Below are 21,439 nucleotides of genomic sequence, written 5' to 3'. Positions count from 1 at the left end.
TTCTCCAACTGGTTGTCGTTAGTTTGACTTGAAGAAAGGAACTTTATGCATTCCTAGAGAGGCTGCTCTTCGATTTCAAATTCGTTCCGATTGTCGCACAGGCACTGTTTGAACCCGGTTTCAATATGTCCCCGTTCTTTTTTGCCGCGCAGCACGTATCGCTCCCCGCAGGTTTTGCATGTTATTTTCACTTTTACGCGCACCAAAAAGGCACCCCTTTCATGTCTCTCGAACCGGACCATACCGGACCTCAATTCATAAAATAAGGATGCCCTATTGCAATGCAAATTAGTCTCTGCCTCCCGCGCCCGTGAGCCGGAAAGGTGAACGGTCATTGGCGCGATACATTTTGCCGATGCCCCCATACCAGAAAAAAGCCATGAGAGGCACGATGTACCAAAGCCAGTATTGCGATAAGTTGTTCAAAACCAAATCATATACGCCATGCCAGAATAGCGGAAGCAGCAATGAAAAGAGCAGGTATTTGCGGCTCTTCCATCCCTCCGAAAACTTGGCTCGCCCCAAATGATATCCCATCATTACGCCAAACATCGCGTGACCGGATACCGGAAGCAAAGCGCGAACCAGCATTTGGCCGATGGAAGCATGGCTGGCAAAAGCATAGATAACATTTTCCACCGTTGCAAAACCAAGCGAAATTGCCGCAGCGTAAAGAATTCCGTCGTAAGGCTCATCAAATTCCGTATGATTGTAAATCATATGGAATAATACGAACCATTTGATGGATTCTTCGACGCCCGCCGAAATGGCAAACGACGAAACCCACGGACCGTCACCCAGCCAAAGCGTCAAACCGCGTTGAAGAATCATGACTGGAAAAACGATAAGAAACCCCAGCAAAAATACTTTTATAACCATATGCAGCGGTTCGGAATCATACTTGTCCTTGAGATAAAAATAAGTCAACAAAGCGATTCCGGGGGCTACCGCTGCAGTTGCTATCGAGAGAAAAAGCAACGGTCTCCCCCCTTTTAACACCCGGTTGCTGTTCCTATCTCTTTCGAAAACCTATCTTACGCTTTCGTCTATGAACGAAAAGCTGTCGCTTAATCCTGACGTTTGAAGTAGCCGCAAATGAGGCTGATGGCGTTCTCGAACATGATGAGATCCCCGTATTCCTCCAGCATTGCGGTTGTTACCGATGTTGCTTCCCCGAATTCAGCCAAAACGGCGATCACTCCGGGATGCTTGCCTTCGTCCATTTCGTCAGGCTCCAGCTGAAGAATCCATTTCCCGTTATATTTATACAGTCTGCCAGCGTCCTGAAGCATATGCTGCAAGACGTGAGCCGCTTCGATCAGATTCTCGAAGTCGTCAAACGAATACAGGATCGTATCGCTTTGTTCAAGCGTAACTTCCATTTCGTAGACTTCATCAGGCAACTCGTCTTCATAAGAGGCAGGGCCTCCATGATGATTGTGATCGTATTTACCGCGCGTTACGATGACGACCATCCCTTGAGCGGGCAAGGCGAATACTTCAACAGCCAAAGGTCCCGTGGCGTCAAACCCCACTTCGTTGTAAGCCTGGTCCATCATTTCGGTGAACAGGTCGTGGACTTTGGGAATTTCCTGCCACATGTCCTCTTTCTGAATACCGCGTTCGCTTAGATCGTCAAACGTGAGGAAAATCCGTATCTTATCCTGGCCAAGTCGTTCTATCTTCATACAGGATCCTCCTCTCCATCGTCGTGTTATAACAGATTATGAAACCTGCTGTATTATGTGATGGAAATGGTTCTTTGTAAGTATGTTATCATTTATTTTCACTAAATGCACGCAATAAAATAGACAAAAAAAGAATCATTTTCCGTCTCCCGAATCGAAGGCCGAAAATGACTCTGAATTCAGAAATACTTATAATCCCGGGATTGTGGTATGCGATTCGCGAAGAATCGCTTCGACTTCCCTACGCACGTCCGCATTGCTTTTAATGAAATCGGTGATTTGATTCAGATTGTATTCTTTCGAATGATTCTTGCCGGTCGATGAAACGGAACTGGGATGCACCTGGGCTTCTGCAGCTCCGACCGATTTTGAACCGAGCGTCTCAGCGGCAGAAGCCTTGTGATCAGCGCATGTATGTTGATGTTTAGACGTCATGCCGGCCCATTTGAATGCCGATCCCGCTCCGCCCATCGAAGACAGCATAAAAGCCTTCCGTTTGGATGTCCAAGCAGCGAGAACGGCGCCCACCAATATCCCGCATAAGAATGAGGAAGATTTCACCTAAAAAACCTCCTTAGATGTGTTAAAATCATACGTAGTATTAGCGGTAGTCAACAAACTCATGCGGCATAATTACAGGAAAGCGAGGATGTTCCCTTTGACCAACAAGAAAGTCCTGATCATCGCCGCCGCTTGCTTTCTTCTCAGCTCATGCGGCCAGCTCAAAACCCCTGCCAATGTCAGTACCGATTCCGGCGCAAGCAATTCCGCGGTGACGGCTCCCGCTGCCGCCGATCCGGCACAGACGGAAGCAAACGGAAACTCGGGAGAGCCGTCCCAGAACGACAAGCCGGAGGTAACTGTCCCGGTGGCTGCCGATCCGCCCGAAGAGACCCCCAAACCCTTGTATCACATCAACAAAGCCTATAATGTAGTTCCAAATGATGAAGGAATTAACAAAAAGGTCGTGCTGCTTACCTTTGACGACGGACCGAAAGAAAAGGAAATGATTGACGGTCTGATCGACACGCTGGACAAACATAAAGCGAAAGCCATCTTTTTCGTCAACGGTTACCGAGTAAAGGCGCATCCGGAACTGCTCAAGCTGATTCACGACCGCGGGCAAATGATCGGAAACCACAGTTGGGACCATATTGATCTGAAAAAAGAATCCGCCGCTAACATGCGAAAACAAATTGAAGACGTGCAAAACATCGTCAAAGAAACGATCGGGGAAAATCCGCGATTTTTCCGTCCGCCCTTCGGTTCCGGAAACGATACGACTCATCAAATCGCCAAGGATAACAACTTGATCTATATGACCTGGTCCAACGGTTCCCTGGATTGGGACAGCAAGAATAAAAACAAGCCCGATGCCGTTATCCAAAACGTACTCGATCAGCTTCATGCCGGCAGCAATATCCTGATGCATGAGCTGCCTTGGACAGTTGAAGCGCTGGATGAACTTCTTACCAAGCTTGAAGAGAAAGGCTACGGTTTTGTCGACCCGCGCACTATTTCCGACGCCCCGAGCACGCCGACAGACACAAACGCAGGTAAATAACTAACACCCGTCCTTCCTTCTTCAAAACGGAAGCGAGTGGGCGAAAACGCAAGAATGCCGGAATGATCCGGCATTCTTTTTTTACATTTTTAGTTAAACGCTCTGCTTACGAAAATTAGTTTAAAACCCGTGGCTTTGTCCCCAAGGAGACTTGCTCAGGCCCCACCAGAGCAAAAAAACCAAAATAATCATAAATATATACAAAAGAGAATTATAAAACCATTTTGTAAACTTTAACCGCTGCGAAGGGAACATTTCTCTTCGCGTAGGCAGTTCCGCGACTTCATTCGCTTCTTCTTTCGGCTCGCCCGGCGTTTCGTCGTTAGGTACGAGCAGGTAATCCGGCAGCGTTAACGACGATAAGGTTTTATCCTCAACCGGTGAGGCCTCGGTAAAAAAAGGATCCGCAGGTGACTCGTATTCCCGCCCCTGAGCCTCTCCCCAGGCAGAGTCAGTTGCGGGTTGTTCTTGTTTTGCGCGCGAACGGCTACTCCGCGGTTTCGAATTGGAGCGCTGACTATGTCGCTCCACTCGGCTCAAACGTTCGTTCATGATTCCCTCCGAAATTTAATCACAAGTCCCGATATGGAATCGATCAGGAAATGACATAGAATCGGTGCCCAAAGCGTCCCGGTGTGCAAATAAATGAAACCTAGTCCATAGCTGCTTGCGAATACCCAACCCGTCGGGATCCAGTGACGCAAATAGCGCACATGAATCAAAGCAAAAACAATGCTGGTCCAATAAGGCCCCAAGCTGTGCTGGATAGCTCCCCGAAACAGCATTTCTTCACATATGGCGACAACTGCGGCAATCACCAAAATGTGCCATATCGGGCGGCCTTTAAACAATAAGACGTTAATGCCACCGTCATCCATGCTTTCCTCGGAGATAAATCTGGATAGCAGCAAATCGACGAGGAACATCACGCCCGCAAGTCCCAGCCCCCAATACACGAAGGTAGGCTGCTGCGGCAAAGCGAACAAAAGAAACGGATTTCTTTTCTGAAAAAACAGAATCACCAAGCCGATAAATAAAGTAAGTCCTTGCGTCAAATACAAATTGATGAGCAATAGACGATCATCAAGCTGACCGGGATCGACTTTTTGTATTTTTATATTGCCGATTTTGAATTTTTTCATAGTATTTGTCAAACCCTGTCCTTTATTATTCTATTAGTGCAAATTTCATATGATTAGGAGAGTCCCGCAACATGCCAAAACCAAAATCTTCACGATCTGAAATGCTGTTCATTATTGGATTCCTGTTTACGCTGATCGCCGCATTCGGCACATTTTTTCTCGGTTTAAGAATGGGCATCGACAAAACGGAGGCAAAATACGCTTATTTGAGCGACAATCCTGCCGAACAAGAAACTTCTGCCTCCTATTCCCAGCAGGATTTAGTCACATTTTATTATGTGGTGTTTCAGCCTTATCAGGAGTTTAAAGAGAATTATCTTAGTCTGATCGATGACTTGAGCTCCAGCCGTTCATCGGCCGAGTCCAACGACGACTTGAAGGAAATCCGCAAAATCGCCAAGCAGCAGTATGAGCAAATAGCGGCTCATTCCATTTCCGGATCGTCTCCGTTGTTAAAAGAAGCTCAGACCGATTTTATGAAAAGCCTAAAGCTGTTTGAGGATGGCGTCGGCAATGCCGTTTCGGCATCCGGAAGCAAAAAGGGCAGCGAATTCGCGCAAATTTTGAGCGAAAGCGATTTTACCAAAAACGCCGAGGGGTACGGCCTTGGAGCCCAAAAGAAATATTACACCTCCATCTTGAAATGGACGGCTAAAACCAATAGCAGCATTCCGGCCAATTATACATATCAAGGCGATGCCAGCATCAAGGAGTGGTCCGGGTATCCATTGGCTATCAAGGATAAAGCAGTCACGGACATGATGGTCAGCAAAAGCCTGTTCGTAACTTACCTTCCGCAGGACTTGACCGCAAAAATCGACAACATGATCAAAAGCGGCAAAGCCAAGGAATTGAAACTCAATTCGGTCTCCGCGATCATCAAAGTGCTTACGGAAACGGAAGCCGTCAAAGGCAAAGAGTTTGCGAAATGGAAGTCTTCTTATTACGAATCGGAATCGCTGCCTGAGGTGCCTTTTTTCTCGGAAGATTAATCAGGTACGATTCTCTTGCTACGAATAGCCAACGAAATTTCGACATTAAAATCATAACCAAAATAACAGCCGGATTCAAGGCGGGACCTTGTGCAGAACAAGCTAACATACTTTACAAGGTAAGTAACAGATTTCGGTTGACACCTTCCATTCTCCGTGTTACATTATGAAAAATTACATTTGCTTAAACACGTTGAAGGAAAAAAGCCGTCAGGAAGCTCTCAGAGAGCCGGTGGTGCTGTGAACCGGTAGCGGAACGATTGCTTAAGCGATCCTGAGTCACTGCGTTGAACGTTTAGTAGGCGCAGTCGGAGGAACTCCGTTATCAATCTGCCTTCATGGCAATGAGGCTGCTATTTGAAAACGCAGCGAATTAGGGTGGTACCACGAATAACTCTCGTCCCTTACTACAGTCGTAGTATGCGGATTGAGAGTTTTTTTATTTCGTGTATTTTGACCTAAAACCGATGCTGCAGCGAATCGTCTCACCTTCATCCTTTTGCGCAGCATAACGGTAATGAATAACAGTATCGAACTATGCTATACAAAACTGAGCCCGCGCTTTCGAAGAGATGTTTTGCCAAGTCTTTCCGGAAGCTTATGCTATACAAAACTAAGCCGATGCTTTCGAAGAGGTTTTGTCGAAGTCTTTCCGGAAGCTTATGCTATACAAAACTTTTAGGAGGTCAGGAAATCATGTTTAAAGTGTTGGTATCGGATCCGATCAGCGATCTGGGGATTCAGCAGCTGATGGATGCAAACGATGTGGTTGTGGAGAAGAAAACGGGTCTCAGCGAAGACGAATTGGTTCAGATTATTTCCGGGTACGATGCCCTGCTGGTTCGCAGCCAGACCAAAGTGACCGAGAAAATCATGGAAGCCGCCGCCAATTTGAAGGTCATTGGACGCGCCGGAGTTGGCGTCGACAATATCAACCTTGAAGCGGCGACCAAACGCGGCATCATTGTTATTAACGCGCCGGACGGCAACACCATTACGACCTGCGAACACGCTTTTGCCATGATGATGGCGCTGGCTCGCCATATTCCTCAAGCCTATGCCAAAACGATTCAAGGCAAGTGGGACCGCAAGTTCCTTGGCGTTGAACTGCGCAACAAGACGCTAGGCATACTTGGCATGGGGCGGATCGGCAGCGAGGTAGCCAAACGCGCCAAGGCCTTCGGCATGGAGATTTTGGGTTACGATCCGTTTCTGACGGAAGACCGCGCGGAGAAAATGGGCGTAAAGCTGGCGACCGTAGACGAAATCGTACGAACTGCCGATTTTATTACTGTTCATACCCCGCTGACTCCGGAAACGAAGCATATGATCTCCCGCCCTCAGTTTGAAATCATGAAAAAGGGCATGCGGATTATCAACTGTGCCCGCGGCGGAGTCGTTGACGAGCTCGCTCTCGTTGAAGCGGTCGAACAAGGCATTGTGGAAGGCGCCGCCTTTGACGTCTTCGAAAAAGAGCCGCCGGAACCCGATCATCCTTTTCTGAATCATCCGAAAATCATCGTTACCCCTCACCTCGGCGCTTCGACGGTAGAAGCCCAGGAAAATGTAGCTATCGATGTATCGGAGCAAGTGCTGCATATTTTGCGGAACGAACCGTTCAAAAATGCGGTAAATATGCCTCCGGTTGCACCAAGCGTCATGAATAAGCTGCAGCCTTATTTCGAGCTCGGCGAAAAAATCGGCGCTTTTGCGGCCCAGCTTAACAATCAGGCCGTACGCGAAATTCACGTGGACTATGCCGGAGACCTGGCCGAAGTCGATACACAGCCTCTAACTCGCTATATCATTAAGGGCGTATTCTCCCGCCATTTCGGCAATGACGTAAATATCGTCAACTCGATGCATTTTGCCAAAGTGCGCGACGTGAACGTCGTCGTCTCCCAAGCTTCGGCGACAAAAGGTTTCACCAATCTGATCAGCGTCACATTGAAAGCCCAGGACGGCTCGGAACGCCGGATCGCCGGCACCTTGCTGAACGGCTACGGCGCCCGTGTCGTACAGCTCGACAAATTCCCGGTCGATATTGCTCCGGAAGGCCATTTGCTCTTTATCTCCCACAATGATAAACCGGGCCTGATCGGCAGCGTTGGCACTTTGCTCGGCAAGAACGACGTCAACATCGCCTCCATGCAGGTCGGCCGCAAAATTGTCGGCGGAGAAGCGATCATGGTGCTGACGGTCGACAAAGCCGTCTCCAAAGCCGTCCTCGACGAACTGACGAATATCCCCGAACTCAACAAAGCGCAGCAAATCGCTTTTGAATAAGAGCTTCAAGTTTGTACAAAAGAACACTCAAGGCATTTAAACCTTGTGTTCTAAGACTTTCGAGAAACCCCGGGTTGTTTATTATGACCTTGGGTTTCTTTATGTTTTTTAACATCTTTTTTGCCAGTCGCCTTGCGTTAGTCTCCTTTCACCCGCTTTTAAGATGAAAGAATGAAATCGACGAGCCGGTCGGCGTGGAAGTGGGACTCATCCAGGTGAATCACTGAAATACCTGTTATACAATCATTTCTTGTCCCGCGTGCCCGAAATCTCCAATTACTTGCGAATTTACAGTTATTTTCTCATTTTTTGGCTCTGACGGAAGGGAACTCGGGAAATTACTGCATTTTTGCAGTTACTGGCTGATCAAGGGGACTAATGTGTGAAAAAGCCTGCATTTTTGCAGGCAAGCTGCCCGGAAAACTCGCCAGCTATTTCCATACGGCCATGTGAACGTTTTGATTTCCATCTTCGACAAGCTGAGGGTACACAATGCATTTAAACCCTTGTGCGTGCTTTTGCCGCCCTTTATTTGTTAATCGTCGAACTTGGCTCGCAGTTGCACAGAAGAGGGCAAGCCTATAGGGTGAAAAGTTTACGGGCCGCCTTTGAAATCGTGTTATACCCATTTGATCGATTCAATAGAACACGAATTCAACAGCGGCTGAAACCTATAGACTTGGCCTCCCCCGTGCTAATACCAGTTCGACGCTTAACAAATCCCCCTCTTTTGTTCCACGATGAACAAGATTTATCTACGGCATTCAACAAAAAAACATCCTTCCTTCAAAGGATGTTTAACCGTTTTACGATTACTGCTTCTTTTCGACAGGCAAAATGATTTTGAACGCCGTTCCTTTGCCTACTTCGCTTTCGGCGTGTATGGTGCCGTGATGGGCGTTGACGATGTTTTTTACGATCGACAAGCCTAAGCCTGTGCCGCCGCTTTCCCCTCGTACGCGCGCTTTATCCGCCTTATAGAACCGTTCGAAAATGAACGGAAGATCATCTATCGGAATGCCTACTCCATCGTCCCTGATCGAAATATGAAGCTCATTCGCGCCCTGCTCATTGGCCTCAATACCGGCGGCGATACCGATGCTTCTCCCTTCAGGAGTATGCCGGAAGGCATTGTCGAGCAGATTGGTCAGTACCTGCTCCAAACGGTCCTCATCCGCCTCCTGCAAGCCAAGCGGCCCCTCCGCCAAGTCCAGCGATAGACTGACGCCATTCTCTTTGGCGCGGACCGAAAATTTCCGGTACACCCGTTCAACAAGCTCCCGAAAATCAAGCGGACGCATCTTCATATCCGTATGGCCCGCCTCCATGCGCGCCAAATCCAGCAGGTCGCGTACGAGCCTGCCCATTCGCAAGGATTCGTCATGGATGACCTGAACCAGCTCCGCGCTCTCTTCGGGGGATGTCGCCATCCCGTCGAGCAGCGCCTCGCTGTAGCCCTGCATCATGGACAATGGGGTGCGGATCTCATGCGATACATTCGCAACAAAATCACGCCGCATCTTCTCAAGCCGGACTTCTTCGGTCACATCACGAAGCACCGCAACCGCTCCGCGGATTTCACCATCCGAGGATAACGGGGCCATGTGAACCGACCAGACGCCTTTCATGACATGGACATTCATCCTCTGGTCGCCTTCCTGTTCCAGCACCTTACGGAACATCGGCTGGAGGGGCTGCGGCATAAATTCGTCCCTTTGCCCCAAACCGTTTCCGCCTTCGGAATCTTCTGCCGGAAGATCGCGCCACATTTGCAAAATCCGATCGCCCGGAGGATTAGTCAAAATCACATAGCCTTCGCGATCGAGAGTAATCACCGCATCGTTCATGCTCCGCAGGACGCTGGAGAGATGTTCCTTTTCGTGCTTCAAGCTGCGAATCGTATTGTCGAGCTCCTCGGCCATATGATTGAACGTACTGGCCAACTCCCCAATCTCATCGCTGGTTCGCAGCGACAGCCGGGTGTCATATTTCCCTTTACGCACCGAATCCGTGGCCTGAATCAGCTTCTGCATCGGCTGCGTAATCTTTGTAAACAGAAATAACGCGAAGAAGGTCGTAAGCGAGAAGCCGATCATCGAGACGATCACGAACAACTTTTTGACGGCGCCAGGGTTCGTGAAATTGGTATCGATGTACGGCAGCAGGAACAAACCCATCGTCAGCAGCACACAGGCTACCAGGCAAATGATCGTAATCCACAGCTTGCCGACAAGCGTTCTCCAGAAATTCACTTTATTTGGCTACCTCCAGTTTATATCCGACGCCCCAGACGGTCGTAATCATGGCAGCCGATTCCGGCGATACTTTGTTCAGTTTTTCGCGCAATCTTTTGACATGGGTATCCACCGTCCGTAAATCACCGAAAAATTCATAATTCCATACATCTTTAAGCAGTTCCTCGCGGGAGAATACTTTATCCGGCGAAACCGCCAAATAATGAAGAAGTTCATATTCTTTCGGGGTTAAGCTGACCTCCTGGCCGCTGGCCGTAACCCGATGGGCATCATGCTCGATGACGAGATGTGGGAATACGATATTGTTGCTCGTCCCGCTTTCTTTGGTTAAATACGCCGTCGCCGAGGCACGTCGCATGATGGCCTTCACCCGGTAGATGACTTCTCTGGGACTGAACGGCTTAACAACATAGTCGTCCGCTCCGACTTCAAAGCCCTGAACGCGGTTGATTTCTTCTCCCTTGGCGGTCAGCATGAGCACGGGTGTCGACTTGACTTGTCTTAAGCGGTTGCAAACCTCGACACCGTCAATCCCGGGCAGCATGACATCCAGCAAAATAAGCCCGTAGTCGCCGACCGTCGCCTTTTTCAGAGCCGTCTCTCCGTCCTCCGCTTCATCGATTTCATAACCTTCTTTTTCCAGGTACATTTTGAGCAGCCGGCGGATACGTTCTTCATCGTCAACCACTAGAATGCGGTTAGCTTGATCTGACATAAACAACAACCCCTTCATCATCTTACCCATACACTTGAGTTATCGATATGGTTAATTACATTTTAATCAGTGCCTGCATAGGAATGTAAACCGGCGATAATCAGGTTAACTCCCACAAGCGTAAACGTGACAACCAGGAAACCAAGAACGGCGAGCCAAGAAGCCTGGCGTCCTTGGAAACCACGCGAAAGACGAAGGTGCAGATATGCGCTGTAATACAGCCACGTAATCAACGCCCACACTTCCTTGGGATCCCAGCCCCAAAATCTTCCCCAAGCCTGCTGAGCCCAAATCATCGCAAACACAAGCGCCCCGAGCGTAAAGATCGGAAAGCCTATGGCGATCGCCCGATAGCTGATCTCGTCCAAATCGTCCGGATCGATACCTTTTAATATGCCGGAGAGCCCCTGACCGAGGGGCCTGCGGAAAATAAGACGCATAAGCAAATATAGCACCGTTCCTGTTAGTATTGCCCATATTACGGTGTTAAGTTTGCGTCCGGCGCTCGCTCCCTTCATCCAGGAAGGAGACTCCAGCCATGGCCGATCCATGCCGAGAAACGGCTGTATCCGTTCCGATTCGCTTTGGTACGGGGCAACAATCGGAGGCAATTTATAGATTTCTTTATCTATTGTACTATCCTGTTGTACTTGGCTGTCAATCGTTGTCTTATTTTGCGTAAATATCGCTTCGTATCCGACAGCCCGAAATGAGAAAACGGAAACAATAAAGCCCAATACTATAATAATAGAAAAAACGGTAAATTCAACCCACCATTTTTGCCGCCGCGACGATTTATCGTTCCCTTGAAAGTTTACCGTCCGCAGCAAATACATAAATCCGGCGGCAAAGCCGACCGCAAAGAAAGATTCGCCGGTCGCCGCCAGCGTAACGTGAATGTACAGCCAAATCGATTTTAGCGATGGAATCAACGGTTGAACTTCCTGAGGGAAAACCGCTGCATAAGCCATAATAATGATTGCGAGAGGAAGCGCGAAGACCCCGAGCAAAATTTTTCGGTAAATCAGAAAAATGACGGTAAAAGCGATCATGATCATCATCGACAAAAAGGTCATGAACTCATACATGTTGCTGACCGGGACATGCCCGCTATAAGCCCAACGGGTACCGCAGTATATTAGATGCGAAACAAGGCCCAGCGAAGACGTGGCGAACGAGATGGCGCCCCACTTCTTCTCATGGGCTGCAGGCTCGCGGTTTCTCCAGGTTTTCCCCGTTACGGCAACCACATAAAAGATGAAAGAAAGGCAGTATAAATAAAAGGCGATCACAAAGGCCAGTCTGCTGGTCTCCAAAAAATTCATGGACGCTTCCCTCCGTTTTCCAAAAACTTCTCGTCCGCTTCAATATTCATCGCTTTCAAAAACGCGGACACTTCACGGCGCATGCCAAACCAATTTTTCGTCGTATGTCCTCCCAGCGTCAATATGCCGTCATCGATCCGCAGCCAGATCCGGCGATGCTGAAAATAAAAGCCCAGAATCAAGCCGAGCATAACAATTCCAAGTCCCGTCCACACAAAAGGCATGGCCCGGTCGATACGAATATTCAGATAGCTGGAGGCACTGATGAAATCAACGTCTTCCATGCCGGTCACATCCAGTTCAAGCTTTTTCTCAAGACCCCCCAGTTTCTCGTTGATCGCATCCTGCTGAAAACGCTCCTTATCGATCTGCTTCGGAAAATAGATATACTGGCTCCCTTCCTGCGACAAACCCGGTCCTTTGACCAAAAACAAAAACGCCGGCGCATTTGGATCGGGCGACTTGGAAACGGGCTGCCCTTCCTCATTTAGAGAGAAGTCCATATATTTATTAACCAGTTCCAGCGTATACGGTCCCAGCTTGTATTCCCGTTCGGGGTTTTTCATTTCAAGCTTGAACTTGCCGTACTGCTCCCCCGTGATTTTATCGACCAAAACAGGCTGGACGGAGCGCAGTCTCGGCGTTAAATCGAAGTCGAATTGGTAGGCTTTCACTCCTTTGTAGTTAAGCGGGGCGTTTACCCGGATGGCATGCCGCTCCACCTCTTTGAGCCGAGGCTGTTTTGAGGGATCGTTACAGTCCGCCGTGCATTGATAAAGGATGGCTTTGGTTTCAAACAGTTTTGGCACAGTCTTGCCGGTCTTCCTGAATTCTTCGGGCATTTCCGACTCGCTGTAGTATTCGACCGTGAACTTTTCGTTTTTCAAATATAGATTCGTATCCGGTATCCGGGTGATTTCACCTTCGGGAAACCAGTAATGCTGATCCAGATGCAGCCCGGGCAGTCCTCGGAACAAAACGGCAAGCAAAAAAATAATCAAGCCTATATGGATAATGTAAGGCCCCCAACGGCTGATCCGCTGTTTTTCGGCGAGCAGCGCGTTCTCTTCGACATAGACGCGGTAATGCCGCCTTTTTAGCGGAACCGCCGCATGTTCCACCCACTGCCTTTCATCGCCTTCGACAGGTCCCTGATACACGATTTTCTGGCGGGTTAAAAATTGGAGATGTTTGAGGATTTTCTGCTTGGAAAGCGCTTTGTACAGCGGCAGTACCCGATCCAGGCTGCAGATCACAAGAGACGACCCGATCAACACCAGAAGCAAGATAAACCACCAGGATTCATAAGTATGGGACAGGCCCAGCTTGTAATAAATTTCGCCGATTGTGCCGTACTTTTCCTTGTAATAGGTCGTCGGGTCAAAGTTGATAAAACTGCTCTCCTGCTCAAAAATGGTGCCGAACATCGCTCCTACCAGAGTGAAAGTAATCAGGTAGACCGCCACCTTCACCGAGGAGAAAAAATTCCAGATCCTGTCTATTACCTTCGGATTGGCCCGCTGCGAGCGCCGTGCCGCTCCGTCATATCGCATTTCCAACAACTCGCCGGCATCCTTGATCTCGTACAGCGGCTTGCCGCAGGCTTCGCACAAAACAGTCCCGACGCGGTTCTGGTGGCCGCATTCGCATTTGGTATTTTCGATCAACGAATAAACCTCCTCATCCGATCAGGAATTCACGAGCTGCTTAATTCGGTCGTCCAAGGTGTCCAAATTGAGCTCGCCCTCGTGAATGGAGGAAATCTTACCTTTTTTATCGATAAAATAAGTGGTCGGCATCGGAACGATGCCGTAATCGCGTACTGCCTCGCCATCGGTGTCCATCAGGATCGGGAAGTCCGCACCGGTCTGCTTCGCGAAATTTTGCACCGTCATTTGATCCTCGCCGGTGTTAATACCGAGGAAAACGACGTCCTGATCGCGCCATTTCTCCCATTCCGACTGCAAGGCGGGCATTTCTTTGACGCAGTACGTACACCATGTGGCCCAAAAATTGATAACGACGGCTTTTCCTCGATATTCGTTCAGCGTATGTACTCCGCCGTCCAATCCGAGCAGCTTAACGGCAGGCGGTTTGTCCCCGACAGCGGGCTTGCCGCCTTCACTTCCGAATGCGGCGGTGCTGATCGCATAGCCGCCAAGAATAACAACCAAACTTAAAATGATGATCTGTACCGAACGTCTCGCTTTTCCCATGTTCAGTTTCCCTTCTATGATAATGATCATAAATCAATATTTAAAAGTGAACATCCTATGAACATTATAACGAAAAGCGGGATGGCATTCGTTGGGTAAAATGTGAACATTGTGTGACGGAGGGGATTTCCGCTCACGTTTGCCGTTGAATTGAGTAAACAATCCAACGGCAAAGAGGAGCAAAAAATTTGAGGTTAGCGTTTCGAAGGTTTTTCCGCTTTGACGGCGGAAGTGCGCGCTTGCTTGAAGAGTCCTTCGACTTCTTCTTTGGTCAAGTGGCGGAATAAGCCGCGTTTCAGGTTGCCCAAATATAATTCGCCGAATGAAATCCGCTTCAGCTTGATGACCGGATGCGAAATCGCATCGAACATCCGCCGGACCTGCCGGTTTCTTCCCTCATGAATCGTGATGGAAATCGTGGATTGTTTGCCTTCAGGATCAATGTCATGGTACTCCACTTCGGCAGGGGATGTCATTCCGTCTTCCAGCATAATGCCTTGCTTCAGCTTGTCCAGTTCCGCACCGTGCGGTACGCCTTTCACCGTGGCAAGATAAGTCTTGGGAACATGATGCTTCGGATGCGTGAGCATATGGGCGAATTCGCCGTCATTCGTAAGAAGGAGCAAGCCTTCGGTATCATAGTCAAGCCGGCCTACCGGGTAGAGCCGTTCCGTAATCCCTTTTAGGTAGTCGGTGACGATTTTTCTTCCCTGGGGGTCGGAGGCGCTTGTAATAACGCCTTTCGGTTTATTAAATACCAGGTACATCTTCTTTTCCGCACCTACGGTTTTCCCGTCTACGGTAATCACGTCCACGGCCGGGTCCGCTTTGGTCCCCAGCGTAGTTACGGTTTCGCCGTTCACCTGGACTTTCCCGCTTAAAATCAGTTCCTCGCATTTGCGGCGGGAAGCAACGCCTGCTCCGGCCAAAATTTTCTGCAATCTTTCCATTGTCTATAAGTCACCTCATTACCCATGATACCCATAGGAGAATAAAACCACAATAGGGGGCTCTATATCATGATCAGGTGAAAATAAGCAGGCAGACCGCTATAGCGGCAACGAAGCCCACCACGTCGGAGAAAAGTCCCACCTTCAGTGCATAACGCCCATGTTTGATGCCAACGGCGCCAAAATAGACGGTCAACACATACAACGTGGTATCCGTACTCCCCTGAATCGTGGACGCAATCCGGCCGATCATGGAATCCGGGCCGTATGTTTTGATAAGATCGGTCGTAAAAGCAAGCGATCCGGTTCCGGTCAGGGGACGCAAAAAACCGAGCGGCAGTACTTCCGGCGGAATCTGCAAACGTTCGAGAAAAGGTGCGGTCCAGCCCACGAGCAAATCAAGCGCTCCAGAGGCCCGGAAAACGCTGATGGCCACCATCATCCCTACAAGATGGGGAATAATTCCGATCGCCGTTGAAAATCCGTCCTTGGCCCCTTCAACGAAGGACTCGTAGACGGGCACTTTTTTGAGATACGCATAAAGAGGAATAAAAGCAATCATCACCGGGACTGCCCAAGCCGAGATAATATTAACCCAATCCAGCAAAGCAAATCACCTCTTCAGCGATAAGGTAGGCTGCGGCGAATGAGGGGGGGACTTAGGAGTCTTATGTATGGTTCGCCTGCGGTACCAGCGATCGGCGGCAATCGCGGCGAAGGTGGCGACAGCGGTGGCGAGCAGGGTTGATCCTACGATTTCCGCCGGGTTCGCTGAATGAAAATTGATTCGGATCGCAATCAAAGTTGTCGGAATCAACGTAATGCTTGCGGTATTTAGCGCGAGCAGCGTACACATTGCCGGAGAGGCCGTTTCCTTGTCCGGATTCAGTTCCTGGAGCTCCTGCATCGCCCGTATCCCCATTGGGGTCGCCGCATTTCCGAGACCCAGCAAATTGGCGCTCATATTGGACAGAATATACCCCATGGCCGGATGGTTTTTCGGAACATCGGGGAACAGAAATGAAACGACGGGGCCAAGCAGCCGGGAAATGGCTTTGACCAGCCCGGAATCCTCTGCCAGCCGCATGATGCCAAGCCAGAATACTAGGACGCTGATTAGTCCAAAGCACACCGTTACCCCCGTGGCGGCTCCGTCAAAGGCGGCTTGAGTCACCGTATTGATATCCCCCTTGGCGGCGGCCACGATAAAACCAATTAAAATGAGCCCAAGCCATATTTTGTTGATCATGCGCTTTCTCCCCTTCCCCTTGCACGTAGCAGCATACGCTATATCTATCGCTTATTTGGCGAGCAGCAGCGTTTCCAGCACGGTTTTGAACGCCCCGGCAAGGCCAGCCTCGCTCAGAGTCGACTCGCTCCCTCTTGTGAGTGCGCCGGAAGTCCTTTCCGGTGCATGCGGAATAGCGCTGCCTTGCTTATAAACCGGAACCGAACCGATTTCTCTTCCATCCAGCACAATAATGATTTTCCCCCGATATCCGAAGGAATCCGCGGCCGCCCGGCTGAGTTTCAGCGTTTTCTTCAGATTTTCCGGTTCTCCCGCCGCCAAGGCGTATTTGAAACTTGCTCCGGTAACCAGCCCGTTTTCCAAGGTATGCCCTTTGGCTACCACTTCGGTCAACGGGTAATGTTTAAATCCGAAATCAAGCAGCTGGCGATGATCGTTCCAGTCATCCCCATCGTTGATGGTGACAGCTACAAGCTGCTGGCCATCTCGCGTTGCCGAACTGACGAGGCAGCGTCTTGCGATTTTGGTGTACCCGGTTTTGACGCCATCCGCCCCTTCGTAAAAACGAAGCATTTTGTTTTTGTTGGTCCACCGGTAATCCCAGGGATCATTAGGATTGGGCGCTTTTTTAATCTGTGTGCGGACAATTTCCTTGAAAAAAGGGTTATGCAGCGCATACGCGGTCAGCTTGGCCAAATCATCCGCGGACGAAAAATGGTCCTTTGCATCCAGACCATGGGGGTTATGAAAATGCGTGTGTTCCAGTCCAAGCGTTTTTGCCTTTTCGTTCATCAAAAAGACAAAGCCTTCCTCCGAGCCTCCAACATGCTCCGCTATGGCGGTAGCTGCATCGTTTCCCGAACGAAGCATCAATCCGTAAAGCATGTTCTCCAAACTCATTTCTTCGCCTAAACGCAAATAGATCGAGGAACCCTCTTTGGCATAGGCGTTTCGCCCAACCTTAACGGTTTCCTTCAAATTTCCGTGCTCTATCGCGACAAGAGCTGTCATGATTTTGGTCAAACTGGCGATAGGGAGTTCTTCATCCCCATGACTGCTGTACAAAAGTCGCCCGGAAGTCACGTCTATGAGCGCGGCGGCCTGAGCATGCGTTACAGGCTCTTTTGGAATAGGGTTGGCTTGTACCTTTTCGGCAGGGAATACCGCCGAGAAAAACAAGGTGCCTGCGGTCAGCAAAGCGATCCAGCGAATTCGTGCGAGTAATGTGGTTCTCATGTTTTTCCCTCCGGTTATATGTAGCAAGCTACATTTATACTATATGCCGCAGGCCAAGCGAGTATGTCCAAGCCTGCCGTCAAAAAAAGACCCCTCCCGGATTTCCGGAAAGGATCGGTCAGCCGAATAAACCCCGTGGAAACATTCGCTTAAGCGACTATTTTTCAGCTTAAGTTTGTCTGTTAGGTGTAGGGGCGAACGTTAGGATCGACAGCTTGGTGACGAGCCAGGCTTTCGGCTGCTTGAGCCGCGGTGATAGGAGCATCAATCCCGTTGTTGTAAGGGATCATGGACTGGATTCTGTCGATGACTCCCGGAACGATGTCGATCAATTTTTCAACCAGATGAGTCTGGTTGTCGAGTGGAACGACATGTACGCCTGCTTTGCCTACAACGAGGAAAGCAATCGGATTAATCGAGACGCCGCCACCGCTGCCGCCGCCGAACGGGCGGATTTTTCCGGTTTCCGCGCCGCCGTTCCCGGAATTATTGTGTCTTTCATGGTGGTCATCATCATCGATGTTAAAATCGCTGCCGCCCGCCGCAAAACCGAAACCTACGCGGCTGATCGGAAGAATGACACTTCCGTCGGGGGTTTCAACCGGATCGCCAACAATCGTGTTGACGTCCACCATGTCCTTGATATTTTCCATCGCGGTTTGCATTAACCCTTGAATAGGATGGTCAACCATTTCTTCACTCCTCCCTTCACTTTTAAGACGCGAACTACAAGTACCAGTCCAGCATATATAGCATAACCGCAGCGGATTTCAGCTATGCAGCGGATTTCCGTGGAAAATAACGGCTTGCTTCCAAAGACGGGAACAATGAACAATTTAGGTTTTTGGCGCAAAGTTATGTAGCAGGAAAGCCATCCGACAAGCGTTGCTTTAAGTCCCCATAAAACGCCGGCCAAGGTTGCCGTATGCGCCGCGTCGGACAAGGCAATATTGGTCGACCATTCCAAATCGCGGAACGAAACGCGACGGAGCGTAACCCTTAGCCAATGTTTGAAACCATGGGTTCCGGCAAGCAATTGGCGAAAATCTCTAAACCAATTGTCAACGGTCTCTTTGTTGATGGAATCTTCATCGCTTCTTGTTTGATCCTTGATCGCGTTGTCGATTCGCTGCTTCTCGAACCGCAGGCCCTCTTCCAGATTGCTCAAAAATACGGTCGGAACTTGGTAATGGATCGCAACAAGCCCATACAACAGCGTGATATCCAGCAGAATCGTATCATTCCGGTTTTCCTTCCGCACCGTTAAGCGGAATGTAATCTTGGACAGCAAAATCAACGCAGCCAAAAGCAGCAGCAGGATCAGGATGCCTCCGAGCCAAATCCACACGGGAAAGCCCTCCATGCCTATCAGATAAAATTCTTTAATATAGTATGTCTTCCTAATTAGGAAAAAATTCAGGGTTATCTCGGACAAAAAAAGCCTCTCCCAAAATCGGGAGGGCTTTTGCCTTTAATGTATTATTCAGGTTTATCGGTTAGTCCGGCGCCGGGTTCCGTCTGATTTTCTTCGGGTTCATCCACATCGTCAAAGGTGAGCTGCTGTTCCTCGAGCTTCTGAAACAGAAGCTGTGTTTCTTCTTCCAGGTGCTCGGCGCTGTCGAAATCGGCCAAATCCGGCAAGTCCTTCAAACTGCCAAGCCCGAAGTAATCCATAAACGCCTTGGTCGTTCCGTACAAAATCGGCCGTCCGATGGCCTCGGCCCGTCCCACCTCTTCGATCAGATCCTTGTTGACCAGCGTATGGATGGCCCGCTCGGACTTGACCCCGCGAATTTCCTCAATTTCGACCCGAGTGATCGGCTGACGGTAAGCCACTATGGACAAGGCCTCAAGCGCGGCCTGGGATAACGAAGAACGGGATGGAGAATACGCCAGCCGCTCAAAATAAGGCGCGTGCTCCGGCAGTGTCGCTAGCTGGTAATTCCCGGCGATTTGCACAATCTGCAATCCTCGTCCGCCCCGCTCGAAGGCAGTTTTCAGATCAAGCAGCGCGTCGGAAATCAATTCAGGACGCTGTTCGGTCACCTCGGCGATCTGCTTGACGCTGAGTCCCTCCTCTCCCGCAAGAAAAAGCAACCCCTCAATAATCGATTTCAGTTCCTGAAAATTCATCAGCCTTTCCTTCCCCTCTCCACTCCATCACGATATCATCAAACAGCTTGTTCTGATAACAGACAATCTGTTTCATTTTCATAAGCTCAAGCACCGCCAAAAACGTAACAACGATCTCGTGCCGGTACATATCTTCGTGAAGCAGTTTCGAAAACAGCAGCCTGCCGCCTCTACCGACCTGCTCCAAAGCCGACATGACCTCCTTAATCCGGTCTTTGACGGAAATCTCATCCCGATGAATCCGGGCCACGGTATTCCGTTTTGCCGCTCTTCTCAGCGCCTTCTGGAACACGGAGATTAAATCTGCCGCATGCAGACCCTTAACCGGATTTTCGGCCACCTCCGGCATAAAAGGCGTCAAATCCTCCGGCTCTTTGGAAAAGATCAGACTCCGCTCCCATTCGCGTTCATGCAAGTGCTCGGCGATTCCCTTATATTTGCGGTATTCGATCAGCTTGCGGATCAACTCGTCCCGCGGGTCTTCTCCATCCTCCAACAAATAATCGAATTCATCATCCAGTTCAATGACGGGAGGTTTCGGGAGCAACTGCTTGCTTTTGATCGACAGCAGTGTCGCCGCCATGACCAGAAACTCGCTGGTGACCTCAAGCTCCAGCTCCTGCATGTCTTGCAAATATTCGAGATATTGATCCGTAATTTCGCTGATGGAAATTTGATGGATATCAATTTCCGCTTTATCGATCAAATGCAGCAGCAAATCGAGCGGTCCCTCGAAGCTTTCCAGCTTGTACAATACTGTCGTCAATGAACATCCTCCACCCGTAACAAACATACATAACTTTAAGTTTACCTGAAAAAAGCAAAAAAAAGTACCCCTATTAGGGGTACTATATTAGATAAGTTGAACTAATGATTAAGGGATTATATAGATGAGCAAAACAATACTTGATCGGAAACTGCAGCGTATGGGCGAACGAGCGAACGCCAATTGGACTTCTAACGAATCGAAATGCCGTTATTTAGGGCGGAATCCAGCGCTTGAAAAATAACGGACCCCACAGCCCTTATTGACCCCAAAACACGCTTTGAGGGCTATTTGGGGACCAATAATTATTAGAACATGAATCCTTGCTTGTAGAGGCAAATAAGAACGCTACGATTCGTTAGACGAACCCCATTTACGCAAAAGGTTCAGACAAACGCTATTACAGCTGTTTCGTCAAGTTCGCCATCTCGATGGCCGCCATTGCGGAATCCCAGCCTTTGTTGCCGGCTTTCGTACCCGCACGTTCGATTGCCTGCTCTATATTTTCCGTAGTCACGACGCCGAAAATGGTCGGTACGCCCGTTTTAAGGCCAATGGCCGCTACGCCTTTGGCAACTTCGTTGCAGACGTAATCATAATGCGTCGTTGATCCGCGGATAACCGTGCCCAGCGTAATAACAGCGTCGTACTTGCCGCTTTCGGCCAGCTTTTGAGCCGCGAACGGAATTTCGAATGCGCCCGGCACCCAAGCCACGCTGACCTCTTCATCCTTGACGCCGTGACGTTTCAGCGCGTCAAGCGCGCCGGAAAGCAGCTTGCTTGTGATAAATTCATTGAACCTTCCGACGACGATCGCGTATTTAAGTCCTTCCGATACCAAATGTCCTTCAAAAATGTTTGCCATAGTTATTCATACCTTTCATGATGGAATGGATTATTCAATTTATTGGTTGAACCAAGT

General features: G+C 49.4%; 23 protein-coding genes and 1 other annotated feature. Of the genes, 3 read left to right on the top strand and 20 right to left on the bottom strand.

Annotated features, from left to right (window positions below; translation table 11 throughout):
• Nucleotides 1–53: 53 nt before the first annotated feature.
• The 4 genes from ACI48K_RS07400 to ACI48K_RS07385 form a co-directional block, all read right to left on the bottom strand.
• A complete protein-coding gene (locus ACI48K_RS07400; protein ID WP_475026920.1) occupies nt 54–203 on the bottom strand; it encodes a hypothetical protein in 150 nt (49 codons plus the stop codon).
• A gap of 85 nt (nt 204–288) precedes the next feature.
• Nucleotides 289–978 carry a glutamic-type intramembrane protease PrsW gene (gene prsW, locus ACI48K_RS07395; protein WP_475026919.1) on the bottom strand — a complete coding sequence of 230 codons (690 nt, stop codon included), beginning with the start codon at nt 976–978 and terminating at the stop codon, nt 289–291.
• 89 nt (nt 979–1,067) lie between these two features.
• Nucleotides 1,068–1,688 carry a genetic competence negative regulator gene (locus tag ACI48K_RS07390; protein WP_475026918.1) on the bottom strand — a complete coding sequence of 207 codons (621 nt, stop codon included), beginning with the start codon at nt 1,686–1,688 and terminating at the stop codon, nt 1,068–1,070.
• A 189-nt stretch (nt 1,689–1,877) separates the two neighbouring features.
• Nucleotides 1,878–2,249 carry a hypothetical protein gene (locus ACI48K_RS07385; RefSeq protein ID WP_475026917.1) on the bottom strand — a complete coding sequence of 124 codons (372 nt, stop codon included), beginning with the start codon at nt 2,247–2,249 and terminating at the stop codon, nt 1,878–1,880.
• 97 nt (nt 2,250–2,346) lie between these two features.
• Between ACI48K_RS07385 and ACI48K_RS07380 the strand changes: the two genes are divergently transcribed.
• Nucleotides 2,347–3,252 (top strand): polysaccharide deacetylase family protein, encoded by a 906-nt coding sequence (locus tag ACI48K_RS07380; RefSeq protein WP_475026916.1) that lies wholly within the window; start codon nt 2,347–2,349, stop codon nt 3,250–3,252.
• Nucleotides 3,253–3,372: 120 nt separating this feature from the next.
• On the opposite strand, the gene ACI48K_RS07375 is transcribed toward ACI48K_RS07380, so the two are convergent.
• Complete coding sequence (locus ACI48K_RS07375; RefSeq protein WP_475026915.1) at nt 3,373–3,804, bottom strand: hypothetical protein; 432 nt, start codon at nt 3,802–3,804, stop codon at nt 3,373–3,375.
• Nucleotides 3,801–4,394 carry a lysostaphin resistance A-like protein gene (locus tag ACI48K_RS07370; RefSeq protein WP_475026914.1) on the bottom strand — a complete coding sequence of 198 codons (594 nt, stop codon included), beginning with the start codon at nt 4,392–4,394 and terminating at the stop codon, nt 3,801–3,803. Before ACI48K_RS07370 ends, ACI48K_RS07375 begins: the two co-directional genes overlap by 4 nt.
• Before the next feature lie 71 nt (nt 4,395–4,465).
• Here ACI48K_RS07370 and ACI48K_RS07365 point away from each other — a divergent pair, with 71 nt between their 5' ends.
• Both ACI48K_RS07365 and serA read left to right on the top strand, forming a co-directional pair.
• Nucleotides 4,466–5,386, top strand: a complete 921-nt coding sequence (locus ACI48K_RS07365; RefSeq protein ID WP_475026913.1) for a hypothetical protein — start codon at nt 4,466–4,468, stop codon at nt 5,384–5,386.
• 184 nt (nt 5,387–5,570) lie between these two features.
• Nucleotides 5,571–5,794 (top strand) — a binding site (T-box leader).
• 288 nt (nt 5,795–6,082) lie between these two features.
• Nucleotides 6,083–7,672, top strand: a complete 1,590-nt coding sequence (gene serA, locus ACI48K_RS07360) for a phosphoglycerate dehydrogenase (protein WP_475026912.1) — start codon at nt 6,083–6,085, stop codon at nt 7,670–7,672.
• Between the two features lie 812 nt (nt 7,673–8,484).
• On the opposite strand, the gene ACI48K_RS07355 is transcribed toward serA, so the two are convergent.
• From ACI48K_RS07355 to ribH, 14 genes are all read right to left on the bottom strand, one after another.
• Complete coding sequence (locus ACI48K_RS07355; RefSeq protein ID WP_475026911.1) at nt 8,485–9,924, bottom strand: HAMP domain-containing sensor histidine kinase; 1,440 nt, start codon at nt 9,922–9,924, stop codon at nt 8,485–8,487.
• Nucleotide 9,925: 1 nt separating this feature from the next.
• Nucleotides 9,926–10,642, bottom strand: a complete 717-nt coding sequence (locus tag ACI48K_RS07350) for a response regulator transcription factor (RefSeq protein ID WP_475026910.1) — start codon at nt 10,640–10,642, stop codon at nt 9,926–9,928.
• Nucleotides 10,643–10,704: 62 nt separating this feature from the next.
• Nucleotides 10,705–11,967: a cytochrome c biogenesis protein CcsA gene (gene ccsA / locus ACI48K_RS07345; protein ID WP_475026909.1), complete on the bottom strand. Its 1,263-nt coding sequence runs from the start codon at nt 11,965–11,967 to the stop codon at nt 10,705–10,707.
• Nucleotides 11,964–13,634 carry a cytochrome c biogenesis protein ResB gene (resB, locus tag ACI48K_RS07340; RefSeq protein WP_475026908.1) on the bottom strand — a complete coding sequence of 557 codons (1,671 nt, stop codon included), beginning with the start codon at nt 13,632–13,634 and terminating at the stop codon, nt 11,964–11,966. The genes ccsA and resB overlap by 4 nt, the downstream gene beginning before the upstream one ends.
• A gap of 21 nt (nt 13,635–13,655) precedes the next feature.
• Nucleotides 13,656–14,183, bottom strand: a complete 528-nt coding sequence (locus ACI48K_RS07335) for a redoxin domain-containing protein (protein ID WP_475026907.1) — start codon at nt 14,181–14,183, stop codon at nt 13,656–13,658.
• Nucleotides 14,184–14,377: 194 nt separating this feature from the next.
• Nucleotides 14,378–15,133 (bottom strand): pseudouridine synthase, encoded by a 756-nt coding sequence (locus ACI48K_RS07330; protein WP_475026906.1) that lies wholly within the window; start codon nt 15,131–15,133, stop codon nt 14,378–14,380.
• A 73-nt stretch (nt 15,134–15,206) separates the two neighbouring features.
• Complete coding sequence (locus tag ACI48K_RS07325) at nt 15,207–15,695, bottom strand: spore maturation protein (RefSeq protein ID WP_475026977.1); 489 nt, start codon at nt 15,693–15,695, stop codon at nt 15,207–15,209.
• Nucleotides 15,696–15,746: 51 nt separating this feature from the next.
• Nucleotides 15,747–16,382 carry a nucleoside recognition domain-containing protein gene (locus tag ACI48K_RS07320; protein WP_475026905.1) on the bottom strand — a complete coding sequence of 212 codons (636 nt, stop codon included), beginning with the start codon at nt 16,380–16,382 and terminating at the stop codon, nt 15,747–15,749.
• Nucleotides 16,383–16,433: 51 nt separating this feature from the next.
• Nucleotides 16,434–17,618 carry a D-alanyl-D-alanine carboxypeptidase family protein gene (locus tag ACI48K_RS07315; RefSeq protein WP_475026904.1) on the bottom strand — a complete coding sequence of 395 codons (1,185 nt, stop codon included), beginning with the start codon at nt 17,616–17,618 and terminating at the stop codon, nt 16,434–16,436.
• A gap of 182 nt (nt 17,619–17,800) precedes the next feature.
• Nucleotides 17,801–18,310: a GerW family sporulation protein gene (gene ytfJ, locus ACI48K_RS07310; protein ID WP_475026903.1), complete on the bottom strand. Its 510-nt coding sequence runs from the start codon at nt 18,308–18,310 to the stop codon at nt 17,801–17,803.
• Nucleotides 18,283–18,966, bottom strand: a complete 684-nt coding sequence (locus ACI48K_RS07305; RefSeq protein WP_475026902.1) for a DUF2953 domain-containing protein — start codon at nt 18,964–18,966, stop codon at nt 18,283–18,285. The genes ytfJ and ACI48K_RS07305 overlap by 28 nt, the downstream gene beginning before the upstream one ends.
• A 131-nt stretch (nt 18,967–19,097) precedes the next feature.
• Nucleotides 19,098–19,751, bottom strand: a complete 654-nt coding sequence (scpB, locus tag ACI48K_RS07300; RefSeq protein WP_475026901.1) for an SMC-Scp complex subunit ScpB — start codon at nt 19,749–19,751, stop codon at nt 19,098–19,100.
• Entirely contained in the window at nt 19,720–20,544 is an 825-nt protein-coding gene (locus tag ACI48K_RS07295; protein ID WP_475026900.1) for a segregation and condensation protein A, read from the bottom strand. The genes scpB and ACI48K_RS07295 overlap by 32 nt, the downstream gene beginning before the upstream one ends.
• Before the next feature lie 373 nt (nt 20,545–20,917).
• Nucleotides 20,918–21,382 (bottom strand): 6,7-dimethyl-8-ribityllumazine synthase, encoded by a 465-nt coding sequence (gene ribH / locus ACI48K_RS07290; RefSeq protein ID WP_475026899.1) that lies wholly within the window; start codon nt 21,380–21,382, stop codon nt 20,918–20,920.
• Between the last annotated feature and the right edge of the window lie 57 nt (nt 21,383–21,439).

Source organism: Paenibacillus terrisolis (assembly GCF_056171975.1).
The sequence above is the reverse complement of the archived record's forward strand: the minus strand, read 5'-3'. Positions and strand labels throughout refer to the sequence as shown.

Excerpts from the sequence above, each read along its gene's own strand:
- ACI48K_RS07390 (WP_475026918.1), bottom strand. The coding sequence starts at position 1,688 with ATGAAGATAGAACGACTTGGCCAGGATAAGATACGGATTTTCCTCACG.
- ACI48K_RS07375 (WP_475026915.1), bottom strand. The coding sequence starts at position 3,804 with ATGAACGAACGTTTGAGCCGAGTGGAGCGACATAGTCAGCGCTCCAAT.
- ACI48K_RS07370 (WP_475026914.1), bottom strand. The coding sequence starts at position 4,394 with ATGAAAAAATTCAAAATCGGCAATATAAAAATACAAAAAGTCGATCCC.
- ACI48K_RS07365 (WP_475026913.1), top strand. The coding sequence starts at position 4,466 with ATGCCAAAACCAAAATCTTCACGATCTGAAATGCTGTTCATTATTGGA.
- serA (WP_475026912.1), top strand. The coding sequence starts at position 6,083 with ATGTTTAAAGTGTTGGTATCGGATCCGATCAGCGATCTGGGGATTCAG.
- ACI48K_RS07350 (WP_475026910.1), bottom strand. The coding sequence starts at position 10,642 with ATGTCAGATCAAGCTAACCGCATTCTAGTGGTTGACGATGAAGAACGT.
- ccsA (WP_475026909.1), bottom strand. The coding sequence starts at position 11,967 with ATGAATTTTTTGGAGACCAGCAGACTGGCCTTTGTGATCGCCTTTTAT.
- ACI48K_RS07335 (WP_475026907.1), bottom strand. The coding sequence starts at position 14,183 with ATGGGAAAAGCGAGACGTTCGGTACAGATCATCATTTTAAGTTTGGTT.
- ACI48K_RS07330 (WP_475026906.1), bottom strand. The coding sequence starts at position 15,133 with ATGGAAAGATTGCAGAAAATTTTGGCCGGAGCAGGCGTTGCTTCCCGC.
- ACI48K_RS07325 (WP_475026977.1), bottom strand. The coding sequence starts at position 15,695 with ATGATTGCTTTTATTCCTCTTTATGCGTATCTCAAAAAAGTGCCCGTC.
- ACI48K_RS07320 (WP_475026905.1), bottom strand. The coding sequence starts at position 16,382 with ATGATCAACAAAATATGGCTTGGGCTCATTTTAATTGGTTTTATCGTG.
- ACI48K_RS07315 (WP_475026904.1), bottom strand. The coding sequence starts at position 17,618 with ATGAGAACCACATTACTCGCACGAATTCGCTGGATCGCTTTGCTGACC.
- ytfJ (WP_475026903.1), bottom strand. The coding sequence starts at position 18,310 with ATGGTTGACCATCCTATTCAAGGGTTAATGCAAACCGCGATGGAAAAT.
- scpB (WP_475026901.1), bottom strand. The coding sequence starts at position 19,751 with ATGAATTTTCAGGAACTGAAATCGATTATTGAGGGGTTGCTTTTTCTT.
- ACI48K_RS07295 (WP_475026900.1), bottom strand. The coding sequence starts at position 20,544 with ATGTTTGTTACGGGTGGAGGATGTTCATTGACGACAGTATTGTACAAG.
- ribH (WP_475026899.1), bottom strand. The coding sequence starts at position 21,382 with ATGGCAAACATTTTTGAAGGACATTTGGTATCGGAAGGACTTAAATAC.